17 protein-coding genes are annotated in these 20,707 nt (G+C 63.6%); 7 read left to right on the top strand and 10 right to left on the bottom strand.

The window, feature by feature from the left end:
* Positions 1 to 122: 122 nt before the first annotated feature.
* The 4 genes from AC1DVW_RS06160 to AC1DVW_RS06145 form a co-directional block, all read right to left on the bottom strand.
* Positions 123 to 854 (bottom strand): SDR family oxidoreductase, encoded by a 732-nt coding sequence (locus tag AC1DVW_RS06160; RefSeq protein ID WP_477321866.1) that lies wholly within the window; start codon positions 852 to 854, stop codon positions 123 to 125.
* 180 nt (positions 855 to 1,034) lie between these two features.
* Positions 1,035 to 3,407: an aldehyde dehydrogenase family protein gene (locus AC1DVW_RS06155; RefSeq protein ID WP_477321864.1), complete on the bottom strand. Its 2,373-nt coding sequence runs from the start codon at positions 3,405 to 3,407 to the stop codon at positions 1,035 to 1,037.
* Between the two features lie 67 nt (positions 3,408 to 3,474).
* Positions 3,475 to 4,524 carry a deoxyribose-phosphate aldolase gene (gene deoC, locus AC1DVW_RS06150; RefSeq protein WP_477321862.1) on the bottom strand — a complete coding sequence of 350 codons (1,050 nt, stop codon included), beginning with the start codon at positions 4,522 to 4,524 and terminating at the stop codon, positions 3,475 to 3,477.
* A 154-nt stretch (positions 4,525 to 4,678) separates the two neighbouring features.
* The gene (locus tag AC1DVW_RS06145) at positions 4,679 to 5,506 is read right to left on the bottom strand and encodes a ferredoxin--NADP reductase (protein WP_477240837.1); all 828 of its coding nucleotides are present in this window, start codon (positions 5,504 to 5,506) and stop codon (positions 4,679 to 4,681) included.
* A 220-nt stretch (positions 5,507 to 5,726) separates the two neighbouring features.
* Here AC1DVW_RS06145 and AC1DVW_RS06140 point away from each other — a divergent pair, with 220 nt between their 5' ends.
* From AC1DVW_RS06140 to AC1DVW_RS06110, 7 genes are all read left to right on the top strand, one after another.
* Positions 5,727 to 7,811, top strand: coding sequence for a hydantoinase/oxoprolinase family protein (locus AC1DVW_RS06140; protein WP_477240835.1), 2,085 nt, complete (start codon positions 5,727 to 5,729; stop codon positions 7,809 to 7,811).
* A 1-nt stretch (position 7,812) separates the two neighbouring features.
* A complete protein-coding gene (locus AC1DVW_RS06135) occupies positions 7,813 to 9,504 on the top strand; it encodes a hydantoinase B/oxoprolinase family protein (protein WP_477321860.1) in 1,692 nt (563 codons plus the stop codon).
* Positions 9,491 to 9,859: a hypothetical protein gene (locus AC1DVW_RS06130; RefSeq protein ID WP_477240831.1), complete on the top strand. Its 369-nt coding sequence runs from the start codon at positions 9,491 to 9,493 to the stop codon at positions 9,857 to 9,859. Before AC1DVW_RS06135 ends, AC1DVW_RS06130 begins: the two co-directional genes overlap by 14 nt.
* Positions 9,860 to 10,000: 141 nt before the next feature.
* Positions 10,001 to 10,777 (top strand): ABC transporter substrate-binding protein, encoded by a 777-nt coding sequence (locus tag AC1DVW_RS06125; RefSeq protein ID WP_477240829.1) that lies wholly within the window; start codon positions 10,001 to 10,003, stop codon positions 10,775 to 10,777.
* 70 nt (positions 10,778 to 10,847) lie between these two features.
* Entirely contained in the window at positions 10,848 to 11,963 is a 1,116-nt protein-coding gene (locus tag AC1DVW_RS06120) for an aminomethyl transferase family protein (RefSeq protein WP_477240827.1), read from the top strand.
* A gap of 370 nt (positions 11,964 to 12,333) precedes the next feature.
* Entirely contained in the window at positions 12,334 to 12,927 is a 594-nt protein-coding gene (locus AC1DVW_RS06115) for a hypothetical protein (protein ID WP_477321858.1), read from the top strand.
* Entirely contained in the window at positions 12,912 to 13,403 is a 492-nt protein-coding gene (locus AC1DVW_RS06110) for a phosphatase PAP2 family protein (protein ID WP_477321856.1), read from the top strand. The genes AC1DVW_RS06115 and AC1DVW_RS06110 overlap by 16 nt, the downstream gene beginning before the upstream one ends.
* Here the strand turns inward: AC1DVW_RS06110 and AC1DVW_RS06105 are convergent.
* Genes AC1DVW_RS06105 through AC1DVW_RS06080 form a run of 6 tightly spaced genes read right to left on the bottom strand, consistent with a single transcriptional unit; the run spans position 13,375 to position 20,442 of the window.
* Positions 13,375 to 13,836: a MarR family winged helix-turn-helix transcriptional regulator gene (locus tag AC1DVW_RS06105; protein WP_477240823.1), complete on the bottom strand. Its 462-nt coding sequence runs from the start codon at positions 13,834 to 13,836 to the stop codon at positions 13,375 to 13,377. The two genes, AC1DVW_RS06110 and AC1DVW_RS06105, sit on opposite strands and share 29 nt — an antisense overlap.
* Positions 13,833 to 14,417 (bottom strand): amino acid synthesis family protein, encoded by a 585-nt coding sequence (locus AC1DVW_RS06100; RefSeq protein WP_477240821.1) that lies wholly within the window; start codon positions 14,415 to 14,417, stop codon positions 13,833 to 13,835. The genes AC1DVW_RS06105 and AC1DVW_RS06100 overlap by 4 nt, the downstream gene beginning before the upstream one ends.
* Positions 14,410 to 15,294 (bottom strand): UPF0280 family protein, encoded by an 885-nt coding sequence (locus tag AC1DVW_RS06095; RefSeq protein ID WP_477321854.1) that lies wholly within the window; start codon positions 15,292 to 15,294, stop codon positions 14,410 to 14,412. The genes AC1DVW_RS06100 and AC1DVW_RS06095 overlap by 8 nt, the downstream gene beginning before the upstream one ends.
* Positions 15,294 to 16,835 carry a 6-hydroxynicotinate reductase gene (locus tag AC1DVW_RS06090; RefSeq protein WP_477240817.1) on the bottom strand — a complete coding sequence of 514 codons (1,542 nt, stop codon included), beginning with the start codon at positions 16,833 to 16,835 and terminating at the stop codon, positions 15,294 to 15,296. The genes AC1DVW_RS06095 and AC1DVW_RS06090 overlap by 1 nt, the downstream gene beginning before the upstream one ends.
* Positions 16,832 to 19,585, bottom strand: coding sequence for a molybdopterin-dependent oxidoreductase (locus AC1DVW_RS06085; protein WP_477240815.1), 2,754 nt, complete (start codon positions 19,583 to 19,585; stop codon positions 16,832 to 16,834). Before AC1DVW_RS06085 ends, AC1DVW_RS06090 begins: the two co-directional genes overlap by 4 nt.
* A complete protein-coding gene (locus tag AC1DVW_RS06080; RefSeq protein WP_477321852.1) occupies positions 19,582 to 20,442 on the bottom strand; it encodes an FAD binding domain-containing protein in 861 nt (286 codons plus the stop codon). Before AC1DVW_RS06080 ends, AC1DVW_RS06085 begins: the two co-directional genes overlap by 4 nt.
* Positions 20,443 to 20,707 lie beyond the last annotated feature (265 nt).

Genomic DNA, 20,707 nt, shown 5'->3' with positions numbered 1-20,707 from the left:
AACCTGATCCCGGCAAGCGCGGCTAGGCGGCGAGCGAGATTTTCAGACTGCTCGATCTCCCATAAACGCCGGAACGGGAACCGATCTTCCTGTTCGCCCACGATCTTTTCCGAAACCCGTGATCAGATCGACCAGCCACCGTCGATATTATAGGCCTGTCCAGACGTATAAGTCGCACCAGCCAGGTAGACGGCGAGATCGGCGATCTCCTCGGGCGTGCCGAGGCGGCCCATTGGCTGGCGGGCGATGAAGGCCGCACGCGCTGCATCATAGTCGCCTTGCGCGTGCATGCGGTCCTGCAGCGACGGGCTTTCGACCGTGCCGGGGCAGATGGCGTTGCAGCGAATGCCCTTGCCGACATAGTCGGCAGCGATCGCCTTGGTCAGGCCGATGACCGCCGCCTTGGTGACGCCATAGGCGAAACGGTTGGGCACGCCCTTGCCGGCGCCGGCGACCGAAGACATGTTGATGATCGAGCCGTCACCACGCTCCAGCATGCCGGGCAGCACCGCCCGAATGGTGCGGATCATGGCGCGGACATTGAGGTTGAAGGCAAAATCGAGATCGGCGTCCTTCATTTCGAGGATCGAGCCGGAATGAACAAAGCCGGCGCAATTGAACAGCACGTCGACGCGGCCGATCTCAGCAAAACCCGATGTCACCGCCACGTCGTTCAGCACATCGAGCTTGCGGGTCTTGATGCCTGAGGTCTTGGCGAGTTCGGCGAGCAGCACTTCGTTGATGTCGGTCGCATGGACAATCGCACCCGCCTTGGCGAAGGCCAGCGCGCTCGCCCGGCCGATGCCTTGCGCCGCAGCCGTGACGACAACGGTCTTGCCGGTCAGATCCGCCATTCGTCTTCTCCTCGTCCGTTTGCGATCAACCGGGTTCTACCGGCGGATGGTCGCGACGCATTGTGCCAGACGCGCACTATTGTGCCGCCTGCGCCCAACCCAATAAATGTTTTTTCTCGTTAAAGAACATTATTTCGTGCGTCAAGCCCGAACGCCTGCTTCGGACACGGGGTGCGACGCTCAGTCGCCGTAGGGCACCCAGACGTTCTTGACCTCGACGGCCCGGCGCAGGAAAGCATCGCCGGCGGCCTCATTCGACGCCCAATCGAGGCTTCGGCCCTGACCGGTCCAGACGCGCTTGAGATTGCCGATGGACTCGGCTTCGGCCTTGGCGCAGGTCTCGGCATCGGCGAAGATCCAGAGCCCGTCGACATCATCATGCTTGGCCAGCACGCCGGCGAGTTCGGCGCTGCGCCCGGTGACGATGTTGATGGCGCCGGCCGGGACGTCGGAATATTCGATCACCTGATAGAGATCTGTGGCGAGCAGCGGATATTTTTCCGAGGGCACTGCAACCACGGCGTTGCCCATGGCAAGTGCGGGCGCCACCAGCGAGATCAGGCCGAGCAGCGGCGCATTGTCCGGTGCGACGATGCCGACGACGCCGACCGGCTCATGCAGCGCCAGCGTGACGGCGCGGGCCGGCGGTTGATGCACCCTGCCCTCGAACTTGTCGGCAAGGCCGGCGTAGAGGAACAGCCTCTCTGTGGACTGTTCTACTTCTTCGCGCGCGGCCTTGGCGGTGGCGCCGGTGAGTTCGGTCAGGCGTGCGGCAAATTCGTCGGCGCGGCCGGAGAGGTTTTCGGCGAGGTAATAGAGGACCTGGCTGCGGTTGTAGGCGGTCGCTTCCGGCCAGGCCTTGCAGGCACGGGCGGCCGAGACGGCGTCACGGATATCCTTGCGACTGCCGAGACCGACCTCGCCGGCGAGCTTGCCCTTGGCGGTGGCGATGGCGATCGAATAATTGCCATCGGGACGGACCTGCTTGCCGCCGATGAACAGCTTTGCCGTGCGGTCGATGGCGTCGCCTTCGGCCTGCTCGATGGCCTGAGCCGACGCTGTTGCCGGCTTGATGACCGGGCCGAGCGGCAATTTTGCCGTGAGATATTCGAACATGCCTTCGCGCCCGCCTTCACGGCCAAAGCCGCTCTCACGGTAGCCGCCAAAGCCGCAAGCGGCGTCGAACATGTTGGTGCCGTTGACCCAGACGACGCCGGCCTTCAATTGCGGCGCGACGTGCAGCGCGAGATTGACGTTTTCGCTCCACACCGAAGCGGCCAGACCGTAACGGGTGTTGTTGGCAAGCTCGATCGCTTCCTCGGTGTTGCGGAAGGTCATGGTGGCAAGCACCGGCCCGAACACCTCTTCCTGCGCCAATATGTTAGCCGGCGCAACACCAGTGGCCAGCGTCGGCAGATGGTAATAGCCGGAGGAAGGCAGCGCCACGTCCGGCTGCCAGCAGACGGCGCCCTGCTTGGCGCCTTCGGCGACCAGGCCCTTGACCCGATCGAGCTGGGTCACGTCGACCAGCGGGCCGATATCGGTGTTCTTGTCGAGCGGGCTGCCGACGCGCAGCCGGCTCATCCGCGTCTTGACCTTGGCGATGAAGGCATCGGCGATGCCTTCCTGCACCAGAAGGCGCGAGCCGGCGCAGCAGACCTGGCCCTGGTTGAACCAGATGCCGTCGACCAGACCTTCGACGGCGCTGTCGAGATCGGCGTCCTCGAAGACGATGAAGGCCGATTTGCCGCCGAGTTCCAGCGACAGTTTCTTGCCCGAACCGGCGGTGGCTTTGCGGATGATCTTGCCGACCTCGGACGAGCCGGTGAAGGCGATCTTCTGGACGCCGGGATGGTTGACGATGGCGACGCCCGCCTCAGGCCCGCCCTGGACGATGTTGACGACGCCCTTCGGCACGCCGGCGCGTTCGCATATCTCGGCGAACAGGATGGCGGTGAGCGGCGTGAACTCGGCCGGCTTCAGCACCACCGTGCAACCGGCGGCGAGCGCCGGCGCGATCTTCCAGGCCAGCATCAGCAGCGGGAAATTCCACGGGATGATCTGGCCAACGACGCCGACGCCCTTGTGCCCTGGAAAATCCTTGTCCAGCGCCTGCGCCCAGCCGGCATGGTGGATGAAATGGCGGATGGCCAGCGGCACGTCGATGTCGCGGCTTTCGCGGATCGGCTTGCCGTTGTCGATCGATTCAAGCACCGCGAACAGGCGCTGGTGGCGCTGCATGGCGCGACCGATGGCGTAAAGCACCTTGGCGCGTTGATAGCCTGACGAAGCGGACCATTTCGGCAGCGCCTTGGTGGCGGCCGCAACCGCAGCATCGACATCGGCAGCGCCGGCATCCGAGACCTTGGCCAGCAATTTGCCCGAGGACGGCTCGCTGGTGTCAAAGGTCTTGCCGCCCGTGGCTGCCTTCCAGCCACCGCCGATGAACAGCGCCTTGCCGAAATCGCGTGCAGCCAACCACGCATCGGCTTCGTTGCGGGCTTCCGGCGCCGGGCCGTATTCCATGGCGTGATAGCGTTCGAGAATGTTCATTGGGCGGCTCCTTCACCCTCCCCCTTGCGGGGAGGGTCGATCGGCAAAGCCGATCGGGGTGGGGGTTTCACGCCATCGCGTGGCGGTGATTGGCCGAATAATGGCCCGTCAGATGATGTTCGAGCTGGCGCTCGATGTCGGTCAACAGGCTCGACGCGCCGAAGCGGAACAGGTCGGGCTCCAGCCATGGGCGGCCGAGTTCTTCCTTCATCAGCACCAGCCAATCGAGCGAGGCTTTTGCGGTGGAGATGCCGCCGGCCGGCTTGAAACCAATGAGGTAGCCGGTCTCTTCAAAATAGGCCCTGATAGCGCGCACCATGGCCAGGCCAACGGGCAACGTCGCGTTGACGCTCTCCTTGCCGGTCGAGGTCTTGATGAAATCCGCACCCGCCATCATCGCCACCATCGAGGCCAGCATGACATTGCGCAGCGTGGCGAGGTCGCCGGTGCCTAGGATGACCTTCAGATGCGCATCGCCGCAAGCGGCACGCATCGAGACGATCTCATTGTAAAGCTCCCGCCACTTGGCGCCGAACACCACGCCACGTGGAATGACGACGTCGATCTCGTCGGCGCCATCCCTGACCGAGGCCTCAATCTCCTGCAGGCGCGTCGAAAGCGGGGCAAGGCCATGCGGAAAAGCAGTGGACACGGCAGCAACGTGAATGCCGGTGCCGCGCACGGCGTCGACGGCGGTGGCGACGAAGGGATGATAGACGCAGACCGCCGCCGGGCGGATCTTTTCACCCACTACGCCGAGGCCTTCGACGATGTCGCGGCGGAACGGATTGATCGCCTTGGCGCAGAGCCGGCGCACACGCTCCTCGGTGTCGTTGGAATTCAGCGTCGTCAGGTCCATGCAGGCAACGGCGCGCAGCAGCCAGGCCGCCTGATTGTCGGCCTTGATCGAGCGCCGTTTGGTCAGGCTGGCGACGCGGCGTTCGAGTGCCGAACGGTTGACGCTACGCACCGATTCCATGAAGCCGAGATCGAGCTTCATGCCGGGGTTGCGGGCGATGCGATGGTCGAGCGGGACAGGCGTGTTGGCCGCGGCGCGCGCCGGCAACGGCGTCACCTTGGGCGAGCCAAGATCGGCTTCGCGGATTGTGCTGCTCATCTCCTGCCCTTTCATTCAACGACTTGCGCCGAAGATAGCTCGTGAATTGATGCTTCACGAGTCTTTCAAAGGGTCATAGCTGAAAAAGGCCGCGGAAACAGCTGATTTTTGACCGCGTGGTCAAAAGTGCTGGTTTTGAGATGCCTGGGTCTGGTCAGCCGACGAAGGCGCGCTCGACGACGAAGGTCGCGGGGTGATGCAGCGAGCCTTCCTGGAAGCCCAGGCTTTCGGCCAGTTCCTTGACGTCCTTGAGCATATGCATCGAGCCGCAGATCATGATGCGGTCGGTCTCCGGATTGAGCTTGTCGATACCGAGATCGGCATAGAACTTCCCGGAGCCGATCAGCGCAGTGATGCGGCCCATACGCTCGGACTCTTCGCGCGTCGTCGAATTGTAAAGGGTGACGCGGCCACCGGTCAGCTCGCCGATCAACGGGTCGCTTTCCAACGCCGCCACCAATTCCCTACCGTAGGTCAGTTCGGCGGTATCGCGGCAGGTGTGGGTCAGGATGAGCTGGTCGAACTTTTCATAGGTATCGGGATCGCGCAGCAGGCTGGCGAAGGGCGCGATGCCAGTGCCGGTCGAGATCATGAACAGGCGCTTGGCCGGGGTCAGCGCGTCGACCACCAGCGTGCCTGTCGACTTCTGGCGCATGATGACGGTGTCGCCAACCTGGATCTTCTGCAACTCCGAGGTCAACGGGCCGTCCGGCACCTTGATCGAGAAGAATTCCAGCTCTTCGTCCCAGGCCGGGCTGGCGATGGAATAGGCGCGGAACACCGGCTTCTCGGCATTGGGCAGGCCGATCATGACGAACTCGCCGGAGCGGAAGCGCAGCGACTGCGGGCGGGTGATGCGGAACGAAAACAGGCGGTCGGTATAGTGCTTCACCGAGACAACGGTCTCGGCATAGACGTTGGCCGGAATCGGGAATTGCAGCGGACGTGCGCCGGCGGTGTTGAGAGCGGATGTGGTGTTCATCAAATCCAACTTTCTGGCCCAACTCAGGATGCGGGCGCCGAACTTTCACCAGCGCGCCCGAACCATTCAGGTTCCGGCGTGCCGTTTGCACACTGCCAAGCGGTAAGCTCTTGTGTCCGGAATTTATTAGTATACAAACGATATTTGCGTCAAGACGCCAGTGTGAAACAGCTTTCCAAACTGAGACATATCCGTAGTCCTGATATTTCGGGTTTCGACAATGAAAGAGAATTTTTCGGCGCAGGCGCACGATTCCCTTGGCAAAGTCGTCGCTGGCATCGATGTCGGCGGGACCTTTACGGACCTGCTTCTGATCGACGGACGCGACGGCGGACGGGTGCATATCGCCAAGACCCCGACCACGGTCGACAACCAGGCATTCGGCGTCGTTTCGGCACTCGGGGCCACCGGATTTCCGATCGACGGCATCGACCTGATCGTGCACGGCACGACCACCACCACCAACGCCGTGCTGGAGCGCCGGCTGGCGAAAACCGGCATGATCACCACGCGCGGCTTTCGCGACGTGATCGAGCTTGGCCGTCGCACGCGGCCGCAAGCTTACGGCATGACCGGCACTTTCGTGCCGATCATTCCGCGCAATCTGCGGCTCGAAGTGTCCGAGCGTGTCGAAGCGTCCGGAGCGGTGCGCATTCCGCTCGACGAGGCCGAGATGCGGGCGGCACTTTCGCAGTTGATCGCCGACGGCTGCGAATCCCTGGTCATCCATTTCCTCCACTCATATGCCAACCCTGCGCATGAGCGGCGCGCGGCCGAAATCGCCGCCGAACTCTGGCCAAACGGCTACATCACCACCGGCCATGCGCTGCTTTCGGAAGCGCGCGAATTCGAGCGCGGCGTGACCGCCTCGGTCAACGCTTCGGTGCAGCCGATCCTCGAGCGCTATGTCGAGCGGCTGCGCAAGGAATTGGGCGCAAAAGGCTACGCCCGCGACTTCCTGATCATGAACGGCAATGGCGGCATGATCTCGGCTCGCTTCGTCACCCGCGAATCGGCAAAGACCGTGATGTCCGGGCCGGCCTCAGGCGTCATCGCCGCCGCCTATACGGGAAAACGCGCCGGCTTCGAAAACCTGGTGACCTACGACATGGGCGGCACCTCGACCGACGTGGCGCTGATCCGCAATGCCGAGCCGGCAGTGTCCAACGAGATCGAGATCGAATATGCGATGCCGATCCATGTGCCGATGGTGGCCGTGCATACGGTCGGCGCCGGTGGCGGCTCGATCGCCCGCGTCGATGCGGCAGGGCTGATCCAGATCGGCCCGGAAAGCGCCGGCGCCAATCCCGGCCCGATCTGCTATGGGCGCGGAGGCCTGGAGCCGACCATCACCGACGCCAATCTGGTGCTCGGCCGGCTGGCGCCGAAGAAATTGCTGGCGGTCGAAAATCCGGTCACCGTCGAACGCGTCACCGGCATTTTCGAGAACAAGATTGGCCGCGCAACCGGCCTGTCCGGCGTCGAGGCGGCGGGTGCGGTGCTGCGGCTCGGCAACATGAAGATGGCCGGCGCCATCCGCATGGTGTCGGTGTCGCGCGGCCACGATCCGCGCGATTTCGCGCTGTTCGCCTTTGGCGGCGCCGGGCCGCTGCATGCGACTGCGTTGGCGCGCGAGCTCGGCCTGCCGAAAGTGCTGGTGCCGGCGCGTCCGGGCATCACCAACGCACTCGGCTGCGTCGTCGCCGACCTGCGCCACGACTTCGTCAACACGATCAACCAGCCGGTCGCCATGCTCGACGAAGCCAAGCTTCGCGAGGTATTGGAACGGCACCGAAACGAAGGTGAGGAGCTGATCGGCAAGGAAGCGGTGACGCCAGAGACGATCCGCGTCACCCACTCCGCCGACATGCAGTTCGTTGGCCAGACCCACATCATCAACGTGCCGCTGCCGTCGTCGTCGGTGACCCGCGCAACGTTGCAGCAGCTTTTCGAAAAAGCCTATTTCGCCCGCTTCAAGGTCGAGTTGCCGGAGATCCGCGCCAATCTGGTCAACCTCAACACTTCGGTCACCGGCGTGCGGCCGGCGATCGATCTGTCGCGACTGATCGATCCGGCGGGGCGCGCCAAAACGCTTGACGAAGCGCGGCGCGAGATACGGCCGGTCTGGTACGCCGGAACCTGGTACGAGACGCCGGTGTATGCGCGCGAAAAACTGCCGCTCGACGCTGTCATCGAAGGACCGGCGATCCTCGAACAGATGGACGCGACCACCGTGCTCGAACCCGGCGACCGCGCGCGCTCGGACGCTGACGGCAACATCATCATCGACATCGGCGAGGCCTGAGATGCAAAAGCTCGACGCCATCACGCTTTCGGTCCTCCAGGCGGCCCTGCAGCAGGTCTGCGACGAGATGGACCTGACCTTTTCACGCGCCGCCTTTTCGCCGGTCATCGCCGAAGCCAATGACCGCTCTGACGGCATCTATTCCGCCGTCGATGGTTCGCTGATCGCGCAAGGCAGCCAGGGCCTGCCGGTATTCGTCGGCGTCATGCAGTATTCGACCAAGACGGTGATCGAGATGATCGCCGACGGACGCTGCCTGGCGCCGGAACCGGGCGACATTTACATCGTCAACGATCCCTATCTCGGCGGCACGCATCTGATGGATGTGCGCTTCGCCATGCCGGTCTACCGGAACGGCAAGATATTTTGCTGGCTGTCGAACACCGGCCACTGGCCCGACATTGGCGGCTCGGTGCCGGGCGGCTTCTCCGCATCGGCAACAGCTGTCGAACAGGAAGGGCTGCGGCTGCCGCCGGTCAAGCTGTTCAAGAAGGGCGTGCTCGATCCCGAGATCTACGCCATCATCTGCTCGAACATCCGCGTCGCCGACCAGCGCATCGGCGACATCCGCGCGCAAGCCGCGGCGCTGCTGATCGGCCAGGATAGGCTGAATGGAATCCTGGACCGTTACGGCGACGAAACAGTTGTCGAGGCGATCGCCGAGTTGCGCCGCCGTGCGGCGGAACAGATGCGCGCCAACATCTCGGCCATTCCCGACGGTACCTACCATTCCAAGGCGTTTGTCGACTCAGATGGAGTGGTCAACGAGCCGCTGACCATCGCGCTGGCGGTCGAGAAACTGGGCGACACACTGACTTTCGATTTCACCGGCTCATCAAAACCCTGTGCCGGGCCGATGAACAGCGTGCTGGCGACGACGTTGTCATCGGTCTATCTCGCCATGCGCCATATTTTCCCTGATGTGCCGATCAGTGCCGGCGCCTTTGAGCCGCTGAATATCAAGCGGCCGGAAGGCACCTTCCTCGATGCCAAGTACCCGCGGCCGGTGTCGGGCTGCGCGGCCGAGGTGTCGCAGCGCATCGCCGAAGCGGTGTTTGCGGCCATGGTGCAGGCGCTGCCGGACAAGGTGACGGCGGCGCCGGCCGGCTCGAGCGGCAATTTCGCGCTCGGCGGCAACGATCCGGCGCGCGGTCGCGACTATGTCATGTATCAGATCTCCGGCGGCGGCTATGGCGGCAATGCCGGCCATGACGGCCTGACCAATGGCTGCTCGACCATCGGCATTTCCAAATCGCCACCAGTCGAGATCATGGAGCAGGCATTTCCCGTGCTTTACCGCCACTACGCCTTGCGCGAAGGCTCGGGCGGCGCCGGTAAGCATCGCGGCGGCTTTGGGCTTGCCTATGAGGTGGAGATCCTGCGCGGCGATGCCCGCGCCTCCTTCGTGATGGACCATGGCCGCTTTGGCCCGCAAGGCGCGCTCGGCGGCAAGGACGGCGCTGTCAACACAGTGACCGTGTTCCGAGCCGGCGAGGAGCATGTGCCGCCGCATCTGTCCAAGGAACAGGACATCGCGCTGAAGGCCGGCGACCGCGTGCGCGTCGGGACACCGGGCGGCGGCGGCTATGGCGATCCGCTTGAGCGCGACCCGAAACTGGTCGCCGAAGACGTCAGGCTTGGCTATTATACGGAGGAGCAGGCCAGGGAGATGTTCGGGGGTGGTCGAGGATAAGTTCAAGTGCCGCGTTTGCGGACTGAGCCATTTCCCGGACATGCCATGGGGCGAGGATGGTAATGACCGTTCATACTTGATCTGCGATTGTTGCGGTGTCGAGTTCGGCTACGACGACGAAGGTTTGCAGCTCTGTCTCTGGCGTCGGCACCATTGGGTCGAAGTCGAGCATTGCCGATGGTTTTGGCCAAAGTCCCGGCCGGCCGATTGGGATATAGCTGCCCAGATCAGAGGCATCCCACAAGCCTACAAAGGCGTTGACGACGAGCGGCTGATCCAGGCCTATCTCGACGCCGGAGAACCGCCTCTGCGAGGGCTGACGGCCCTGAGCGCTGCGGAGAAGAAGCTGCGCTAGGGATGTCTCACCGGCATGGCGACGCCACCTGCGCCCCCTTCGTGCGTTCGCAGCGCCGTGATCGCCGCCGAGCATGTCGCTTCCGTCTCCGACGAGGGCACAAAAGACCGTAGACTTCTCCGGTCAACGGAGATCAGGATCATGCGTCTTTTCGGTCGTTTCGTGCTTGCCGCTTCCGTCGCGATGGCTCTGGCCACCGGCATTGCTTCCGCCCAGGACAAGAAACTCAAGCTCGGCACCGAAGGCGCCTATCCGCCCTTCAACTATGCCAATGCAGACGGCACGCTGGGTGGTTTCGACATCGATCTCGGCAAGGCGCTGTGCGCTGAGATGAAGACCGAATGCGAATTCGTCGTGCAGGATTTCGACGGCTCGATCCCGGCGCTGCAGGCCGGCAAGTTCGATGCGATCATCAACATCACCATCACGCCGGAACGCGCCGAGAAGGTGGATTTCACCCACAAATACTACCAGACGCCGCCGGCCATTGCCGTGCCCAAGGATTCGACACTCACCGGCACCTCGCCCGAGGACTTGAAGGGCAAGGCGCTCGGCGTGCAGAGCGCGACCATCCACCAGAATTTCGCCGAGCAGAAATACTCGGGCTCGACCATCAAGCCCTATCCGACCGGCGATGACGCCCGTGCCGACATGGTCAATGGCCGCCTCGATGCGGTGATGGATGGCTCGATCATCCTGACCGAATGGCTGAAGAAGCCCGAGGGCGCCTGCTGCAAATTGCTTGGCACCTTGGCCCCGGACCCGGCCATCCATGGCCCCGGCGTCGGCATCGCGCTGCAGAAGGGCAACAAGGAGTTGACCGACAAGCTCAATGCCGCGATCGACGCGCTGCGCGCCAACGGCAAATACAAGGAAATCAACGACAAATACTTCTCGTTCGACGTCTACGGGAGTTAATCCCTTCACCGATCCGACCTCGGCAGCGCCGCCCGGCGCTGCCGTTTTTCATGAATGACGGAGAATTTTCTTGGCCGAACGGCGCTCCCCCTTTTACAACAGCATCGTCGGCCTGGGCGCGACCATGGGCCGGGTCGGCGGCGATTTCGTCTCGGCCAAATATTATTCCGGCATTGCCGACGAGCATCTGAACACCCGCTTGAATGTCGGTGTCCAGGACCTCAGCACCATGGGCAAGATGGACATCAAAGGGCCGGAGGCCGAGGCGCTGGTCAATCATGTCATCGTCAACGATGCCGCCGCCATGAAACCGGGCCAGGTGCGCTACTCCACCGTCTGCCGCGACGACGGCGGCATCATGGACGACCTCACCGTGTTCAGGCTCGGAGCGGAGCATTTCATGCTGGTGACCGGATCGGTGAATCGGCTCAAAATGTTGCCATGGCTGCTGCATCATGCGCAGGGGCGAAAGGCCTATGTCACCGACATCACCGCGGCCATCGCCTTCCCGACCATACAGGGGCCGCGCTCGCGCGAACTGCTGAAGGCGCTGGTGCAGGACGCCGACCTGGATGGACTGAAACGCTGGGCGTTCACATCAGGGCGCGTCGGCGAGACCAAAGTGCTGATCTCGCGCACCGGCGTGACCGGCGAGCTCGGCTTCGAACTGTTCGTGCCGGCCGACGAAGCCACTTCGATCTGGGACGCGCTGGTGCGGGCTGGCCGGGATTTCGGCCTGAAGCCTTATGGCGTGCTGGCGATGTTCACGCTTGGGCTGGAAAAGGCCTATCCGGCGCATGGCATCGACATGGACGAGAGCCGCACGCCGTTTCATGTCGGGCTTGACCGCTGGATCAAGTTCGACAAGGGCGATTTCATCGGCCGCGAGGCGCTGCTCAGGGCCCGCGACAAGGGCCTCGACGAACGCTGGACCGGACTGATCCTCGATGGCGACAAGCCGGCTGCAATGAATGCGCGGGTTCTGGCCGATGGCGAGGATGCCGGTGTCGTCACCTATAGCGACCACGGCTATTCGCTGGGCAAAGTGCTGGCGACCGCGTATCTGCGGCTGCCGTTGACCGCTATCGGCACGGAACTCAGCGTCGACATCGACGGCGTGCCGACCCGCGCGGTGGTGGCGCCGATACCGTTCTTCGATCCGGAAGGGACACGGCTTCGCGCCTGAAGATCAGGCCAATTTCGCCAGCATCGTCATGAATGTCGCGGCGTCATTTGGCCGAAGCTCGGGCTTGGCACCGAGGGCGCGCCAATCCGCCCTTCAACTATGCTGGTCGCCGAGGATGTCAGGCCCGGCTAACGATACGGCTTAGCAGACAAGATGCTTCGGCCTTAGCCGGTTTGACAGCACAGCCGCGTTGCAAAGCAATCCAACAATGCGAATGCCTACCCGACATTATTTAGACAAATCTAATAAGTTTGTTCAGTCTTTGCTAATACTTTGTTTCGATACACCTGAGCAACAACATATTAATTTCGGGAGATTAGGTTGGCACTATACTGAAGAGGTTGACCCGACACTGATTGCGAGAGGGATCATGGGCGCATCTACGCAAGCGGTGGCTGGTGCGCGTGTCGAAGCCGAGGACATTGTGTCCGCCCGGCCGCCCCGGACCGTTCTTCTCGTGCTGGCTTTTTGCTTTTGCTACATAGCCGGCGCTCTGGCGCTCTGGCCGGCAACCTTTCTCGAAATGGCCCAAACCTATTTCTTGGTGCTCGCCCTCTACGGCTGGATGATTGCTCTCGCAATCGTCCTCCCTCTTGGAGTCATTGCTGCGCCGAAGCAGCCGGTTCGGGCGATGATAGACATAATCCGCCGCCGAGGGATGCTGGCCGTTTTCGTCGTCGCCACCTTCGCGCTCGGTCTCGCCGCATTCACCACCTACAAGCTGAACATTCCAACCTTCGTGCCCTTCTACGGCGACAAGGCGATGGCCGACATCGATGACATTCTACATGGTGGCCCGCCCTGGAAAATTGCGCATTCCGTCGATTCCGAGATGACCTCCTGGATCGTCTCGCGAACCTACTATGGGACGTGGTTTTTCGAATGGTTCGCGGAATGGCGTTCCTTGCCGCGTTCCATACCAGGCAGCCTCTGCATCAGCGCTATCTCGTGGCGTTGGCACTGACCACCGCGGTGATTGGCACGTTTCTGGCGACGCTGTTCTCTTCAGTTGGACCGATCTTCTACGATCAGCTTCTCAACGAGACCCGCTTTGCCGACCTCTATGAGGCGTTGCGGCACTATCCTTACAACGAACATATCGTGCGCCATTCCGAATACCTGCTGCAGAACTACAGGGCAGGGTCATCTGAATTGGGCACGGGAATATCGGCGATGCCGAGCATGCATGTGGCTATTGCTACGTTGAACGCCTTCTACCTTGCGCGGCTCAATCGCTGGTGCGGTGTCGGGGGATGGGTGTTTGCCGTGTTGATCCTGTTCGGCTCTGTCTACACCGGCTGGCACTATGCCCTTGATGGCTACGTTTCCGTGGCCGTGGTGAGCTTGATCTGGTGGCTGTCCGCCAGCATTTCCGAGCGTAAGAGCCTCGCAAGTTCAAAGGGTGGCTCGGTCACGCCAGCTTGGACAGTAGCTTCATAAAAGTCGCGGCTTCCTTGGCCGACAGCGGCGCCAGCGTTTCCTCGGTGATGGCGCGGGCCAGCGGAATCAGCCGCTCGATGGCATCACGGCCCTCGGCGGTCAGGTTGACCAGCAGGCGCCTTTTGTCGACCTCGTGCTTGGTGAGGTCGACCAGGCCACGCGCCTTGAGCCGGTCGATGACACCCTTGACCGTCGCCGCGTCCATGGCGATCAGCGTGCCGAGCTGGTTCTGCGAGGTTTCGCCGACGTCGTGCAGCTTGGCCAGAGCGGCGAATTGCGGCGGCGTCAGGTCGGCGATACGCGCGGCAAAGATCGAAACATGGCGCTGGTGCGCCTTGCGCAGGATGAAGCCGACCTGCTCCTGCAAGCGGTAGTCATGCTCGTCAGGCTCTTCGGCCTCCACCAGTTTCAGCAGATTGTCCCCGCCGCTCATCGCAAACCGTCCCAAGCCTTGATGTCGCCAACCGCCAGTCCACCCATGCGGTCGTGCACGCGCGGGCCGCAGCTCATGGCGAGACAGAACAGGATCTCGTCGGCACGCGGCCCGTCGCTGATGCCGACCTCCATGGCGTCGAAATGGCTGCGCACATAGGCGGCGTTGGTGTGGCCGAGCGGCACGTCGAGCCGCGAGCCGAAGGCGCCGACCTTGGTTGCTGACGGCACGATCGCCTTGGCGCCGCCGAGCCGCTCACGCATGGCGTAGCCGCCCGGCACATGCCACAGCGCGCCATGCTCGAGTTCACCTGACGAGCCGACGATCGTGCCCTTGCCGTAGCCGTCGATCTGTTTCACGTCACCGCCCAAGGCGGCAATGAGCTTATCCGTGAGCAGCAGGCCAAGCGGCTTCAGATCGTCCATGGCGCTCTGCAACCCTTCCACGTAGCGGCCGGCGAACGGGTTTTTCACCAGCGCCACAGCGGCGGCGCGTCGGTGCGGCGCCGCGGCGACCGGCCCGCCATCGTGAAAGATCTCTTCGGTCAGAACCGCGATCTTGCGGATCGGAAACTCAGGCATGCGCAACTTCCTTCCCTGGACTTTTGTTGGACGCGGCAAGCACCATGGAACCACTGATGCGGGCCTCACCGCCCAGAAACAGCGCCGATGCGGCAATCAGGCCGCGCCTGCGAAAATCTTCGGCGACAGCAAGGCCATTGTCCAGCGCCCGCGCCACGTCGCCAAGTGCAAGCGTGCCGACGGCCTGTGTCACCAACCGCGCGCCGAGATCGCTGTCGGGCGACAGTTCCTGTGCGGGAATGCGCTTGATGGCAGGATTGCCGGGCAGGTCTACGGCGTTGGCAATGAGCGTCGCCGCCGCATCGGCCTCGGCGCCAGTCCGCGCCAGCACAGTGACGGCGTCGGCAATGCCGAGCGAAAACGACCGGCCACGCCAACCGCTGGTGGCGACGCCGTGCACACCGTCTTCAGAGCGAATGGTGATGCGGTCGGCCATACCGTTGCCGGTGCCGGCGATCGCCAGGTTCATCGACTGGCCCTTGCCGATATGGAGAGCGCTGTCGCCGCCATTGTTGACATAGGCGCGATCGAGCTTGCGACCGGCAAGCAGTGCGGCAAGCATTTCGTCGGCTACCGACCCAGCGACAGCGGCCATCGGTGTTATGAAGCCTTCCGCCAGGGGCATGACGGCTGCTTCCATGCGGCGCGCCGTCGGGCCGTCAAAGGCGCGCGGCGCCAGGAAAAATGCCGGGAGCCGCAATTCGGGAAGCTCCTCGACCAACTCGACCAGGATCGTCTGGAAGCGCTCGACGGCCTGGGCATAGGCGGCACGACACTCATCCGCCTCGCCGAAGGCCTCGACGATCAGGTCGATCGGCCCATGGTTGAGATGCAGCCGCTTGCCGTCCTGCAGCCAGTGCACTTGCGGGCCTTGCATCACCCGGCCCCGTTCGAGCCGGCGCGGCGCAACTGCGCCAGCGGCGGCCACGGGTTCTGTACTGCCGCACCCGCGCCGCGGCGCGGGTTGAGGTACTCGCCGCCCTTGGCGACAATGTCGTCGACACTGCGGATCTCGACCTCGTAGCCGCCGAGGCTGATATAGTCGTCGCGACGCAAGGTGAACTCGATCGGCGCCACCAGCGCCGGGGTCGGGACATAGCCGAAAGCGCCTTCCGGTACGCGCGTGACGTCAACCATCAGCGTGATGCCGCCGCCCGGCCAGACATAGACCGGGGCACCACCGACGGTGACGTAGGTCTTCAGGCCTTGCACCGAACGGGTGAGGTTGACCGGGTTTTCGGTGACGCCGGCGCGCAGCGAGCCGCCGGCGCCGCCGATGAACAACACGGTGCACAAAGCGGGCTCGCAATTGTCCTCGATCAGCCCGACCGATTTCTGCAGCCGCTCCGGGAACGGCTTTTCGACCGGCTTCAAATCGTCGTCGAGCTCGTAATACGCAAACTGCTCGCCGGTGGTCGAGACCATCAGCAGCGACAGGCCAGGATGCGCGCCTTTCTTGGAATTCCATTCACCGAGGATCGACAGCGGGTCGGAAATCGAGGTGCCACCCCAGCCGAGGCCGGGTTCGGAGACCTTGAAATAGCGGCCGGGCGTCGAACGGCGGCCAATGATCTTGATGCCGGTATCCTGCCAGCCCAGCACCTTGCCGGCCTGATGCTCGGAGACGACGCCGGTGATGTGATCGTCGACCACCACCACTTCGTCGACCAGACCGCGCCACTGGGTGGCGAACATGCCGATGGTGGCCGAACCGCAGCCGACGCGCATGCGGTGCTCGACCTTGCCGTCGATGACAGGTGGTTTGCCGGCTTCGACGATGATGGTCGCACCGCCATCGATGACAAGTTCGACCGGCTTGCGGTTGCACAGATCGAGCAGCGCATCGCAAGTGGCGCGTCCCTCAGCCTTGGAGCCGCCGGTCAAATGATGCACACCGCCCAGCGACAGCATCTGCGAGCCGTATTCGCCTGTGGTGACATGGCCGATCGCCTCGCCCTGGGAGCGGACGATGGCGGTCTCCGGACCAAGGTGGCGGTCGGTGTCGATCTTCACCTTGACGCCGCAATAGGAGAAGATGCCCTCCGTGACCACGGTCACCAGATCAACGCCTTCGACTTCCTGGCTGACGATGAACGGGGCCGGCTTATAGTCGGGATAGGTAGTGCCAGCACCGATCGCGGTGACGAAGCGGCGGCCGGTGTTGATCAGTTCGCCGTCCCAGGCCTCGCCTTCGGCAACGAAGGGCACCACAGCGCCGCCGGTCTCGGCCGCGTGGTCGAGGATGGTCAGCGGATCCATGCGCACGATCCTCCCGCCGACATTGCCGTAGCGGTCGCAGGCGCCGGTGCGGCCGTCTGCGATGTAGCACATGACCGGACAGGCATCGCAGCGGATCTTTTCCGCCACCTGCTTTTCGCCGGGATCGTGGGTTTCGAAACGCTCGGCAAGTTCGCTCATTGGCGTGCCTCCTTCTCCCGTATGGCAGCGCGAATGCGGGTCGGCGTCGCCGGAACCTTGGTGACCACCACGCCGGTGGCGTGGCGGATGGCATTGAGGATGGCCGGTGCCGTCGGGATCAGCACATGCTCGCCCAGCCCCTTGGCGCCGAATGGACCTTCGGGATCGGGGACCTCGATCAGGATGGTCTCGATCGGCGGCACGTCGCCGATGGTCGGGATGAGATAGTCGTGCAGGTTTTCGGTGCGGCCGGGGATGTATTCCTCCATCAGCGCCATGCCGATGCCTTGGGCGATGCCGCCCTCGATCTGGCCCTCGACCAGCAGCGGATTGATCGCCTTGCCTACATCATGCGCGGCGGTGATTTTCAGCAGCTTCACTGTTCCCAGCTTGAGATCGACTTCCAACTCGGCGATCTGGGCGCCATAGCCATAGACGGCATAGGGTTTGCCCTGGCCCTTGGCATCGAGCGGCAGCGTCGGCGGATCATAGGTTTCCTCGGCACGGAAGACGAAGCCGCCGGCATCGACATCAAGGGCGGCAAGGTCGATGCGGCGGGTGGCCTCACCCTCGCGAATGACGATTGCCGGCCCATCGAGATGCAGGGACGCTTTTTCCGACACATTGGCGAAGCGCAGGATGGTTTCGCGCAAGGCGCGGCCTGCTTTTTCGGCGGCTTTGCCGGTGACAAAAGTCTGGCGCGAGGCCGATGTTTTGCCGGCGTCGGGGCTGATCGCGGTGTCGGCGCTTTTCAGCCGGAATTTGTCCAGCGGCAGGCCGAGCGCGTCGGCACAGATCTGGGTTATGACGGTGTTGGAGCCCTGGCCGATGTCGACGGCGCCCTGATGCAGGATGACCTCGCCCGCGGGCGAGATGCCGACCCTGATGGTCGAGGGATTGGGCAGCGAGGTGTTGCCGCAGCCATACCAGCAGGACGCAATGCCGACGCCGCGCCTTTGCTTCTCATTGGCAGCATTGAAGGCAGCGGCATCGGCAAGCGCGCGCGCCCAGTGCGGCTGCAAGGCCTCGAGGCACTCGGCGATGCCGACGCCCGACTCCAGCCTCTGGCCGGTAACCGTTTCGGAACCGTTACGAAGGCAGTTGTTCAACCGAAACGCCAGCCGGTCCAGGCCAAGCTTTTCGGCCAGTTCGTCGTAGAGGGTTTCCTGCATGATCGTCGCTTGCGGCACGCCGAAGCCACGGAAGGCGCCGGAGATCGGACCATGCGTGTGGATGGCACGGCCCTCGGCGCGATAATTCGGCGTCGCATAAGGACCGGAGGCATGCACGGGAACGCGGTTGGCGACAGTCGGCCCCCAACTGGCATAGGCGCCGGTGTTGAAATCGCCGGCGAAGATCATGCCGGTGACAAGGCCATCGGCATCGACGCCAATGGTCGCCTTCATCTCAGCGGGATGGCGCTTGGTGGTCGAGATCATCGATTCATTGCGGGTGTAGGTGAGTGCGGCCGGCCTTCCGGTCTTCAGCGCCACCAGGCCGATGAGAGGCTGCAGCGAAACATCGAGTTTCGAGCCAAAGCCGCCGCCGGTGGCGGTCGGCACGATACGCACCTTGTCGACGGAGAGGCCGAGCACCTTTGCCGTGTCGTCGCGGTCCATATAGGGCGCCTGCGTGCAGGCGACGACGACCAGCGTGTCGCCGTCCATATAGGCATAGCCGGCTTCCGGTTCGATATAGGCGTGCTCGACATAGGAGGTGTCGATGGCGCCGGACACCGTGACGACGGCGCCGGAGAGCGCCGCGTCGGGATCGCCGCGCTCGACAAAGCCGGAGGTGAGCAGGTTTGCCGGCCGGTGGTCGTGGATCAGCTTCGCGCCGCCGGCCTGTGCTTCGCCGGGCTGCAGGAAATGCGCTCGTTCGGTCCAGGAAACAGGAAAGTCTGAAAGGTCGAGATCGAGCATGGCCTCGCGCTCGCCGCCAACCAGCGCCACCGCCTCACCGCGAAAGCGCGCAAACCCTTCGGCCAGAGCCGGCTGGTCGGCGAACGGGCCGATGACGCCAAAGCAGTTCTTTCCCGGGATATCGGCGGCGGTGAAGACACCGACGATGCCAGGATGATTTCTTGCCCAGGCATCGAGATCGCCGAAGGTGAACCCGGCATGATAGTGCGGCGAGCGGACCACCAGCACGGCAAGCGCGTCGGCCGGGAAGGAATCGCCGCCGAATTTCTCGCCGCCGGTGACCTTTGGCTGGCCATCAAGACGGATCGGCGACGCGCCGACGGCATGGCCGGATTGCGGCATGCGGTGGTCGAGGCCGTTGACGTGGCGCGACGCATCCATGACCGCCGCAATGATCTTGCGATAGCCAGTACAGCGGCAGAGGACGCCGCCCAGCGCATCCTGGGTTTCAGCTTCGGTTGGGTACGGTTTCTCGTCGAGAAGAGCCGTCGCCGCAACCAGCAAGCCGGGCGTGCAGATGCCGCATTGCGCCGCGCCATGCTCGAGAAATGAGACCTGCAGCGCCGACAGTTTTCCGTTGGCCAGGCCCTCGACCGTGGTTATCGCAGCGCCGGCCACCGAGGCCGCCGGCACCAGGCAGGCGCAGACAGGATTGCCGTCGACCAGCACCGTACAGGCGCCACAATCGCCGGCATCACAGCCGACCTTGGTGCCGGTCAGGCGCAATTCATCGCGCAGCACCGAGGACAGACGGCGGACCGGCGGCACGCGGACGGAAACGGCGGCGCCGTTGATTTTGAAGGCTATATCGGCACGTTCCATGCTCATGCCGCCACCTTGTCGCCGGCGCTGTGCCCGACCGCGGCAAGCACGGCGCGGGCGACGATCTCGCGCGCCGCGTCGAGCCGGTATTCGGCGCTGCCGCGCACATCGCCGATCGGCGCCAACTCGTCCATCGGTGCGGACTGGACCGCAGCGGCGAGCGCAGGGTTGTCAGGTTGGCCACGCAAGGCTGCCTCAACGCCGGCGAGACGTTTGGCGACCGCCGAGCAAGAACCGACAGCGACGGCTGCTTCGCTGACGATACCGTCCTCGACAACCAGACGCGCGGCCACCATGGCGATGGAGATGACGAGATAACGCCGGGCGCCGAGCTTGACGAAGGTCGACGTTCCCAAGCCCGCCTGTTTCGGCACGCGGATGGCGGTGACCATCTCGCCCGGCTGCAATTCGGTGCGGCGATTGCCGAGGATGAATTTTGCCAGCGGCAGGGTGCGGGTCGCCGCTGCGGAGCGCAATTCGATCTCGGCATCGAGCACCAGCAAGGGCGGCACACCGTCGGCGGCCGGCGAGGCATTGCAGAGATTGCCGGCCATCGAGGCGACATTCTGGATCTGCACCGAGCCGACTTCGCGCGCCGCCTGCTTCAGTGCATCGAAAGCCGGCGGCAAGGGATGGCGGACGAGATCGGTCCACGTCGTGCGCGCGCCGATCGTCCAATGGGTCTCGGTTTCAGTGATGCCTCGCAACGCCGCGAGGCCATTGATGTCGAGGACATTGTCGCGAAACGGCTTGCTGCCTTGCGCCGGATAGAAATCGGTGCCGCCGGCAAGGATGCGCCACGGGCCCTCGCCAAGCAGAGCGAGCGCCTCGTCGACCGTGGTGGGTTTCGCGTAACGGATCACGCTTTGCCTTCCAAAAACAAAGAGCCTTCCAAAGAGCTTTCCAGAAAAAGGGCTTTCACGAGGAGTCTGCCAGCGTGCGAGCCGGTCGAATTCATTCGTATGCAAATGATATCAAGCCGGCAGGAATTGTCAAAGCCAGAGTTTGTGCTGCTGTCCGCATCAACGCTCCGGACAAGCATTTGTTATGCCGCTGGAGGTTGACGCCGCCGGCCATCTGGTCAAGTTTCTGCAGCCGGTCGCATCAGCGGCATTTCTTCACTGGAGC

Source organism: Mesorhizobium sp. P3_B5 (assembly GCF_056402815.1).
The sequence above is the reverse complement of the archived record's forward strand: the minus strand, read 5'-3'. Positions and strand labels throughout refer to the sequence as shown.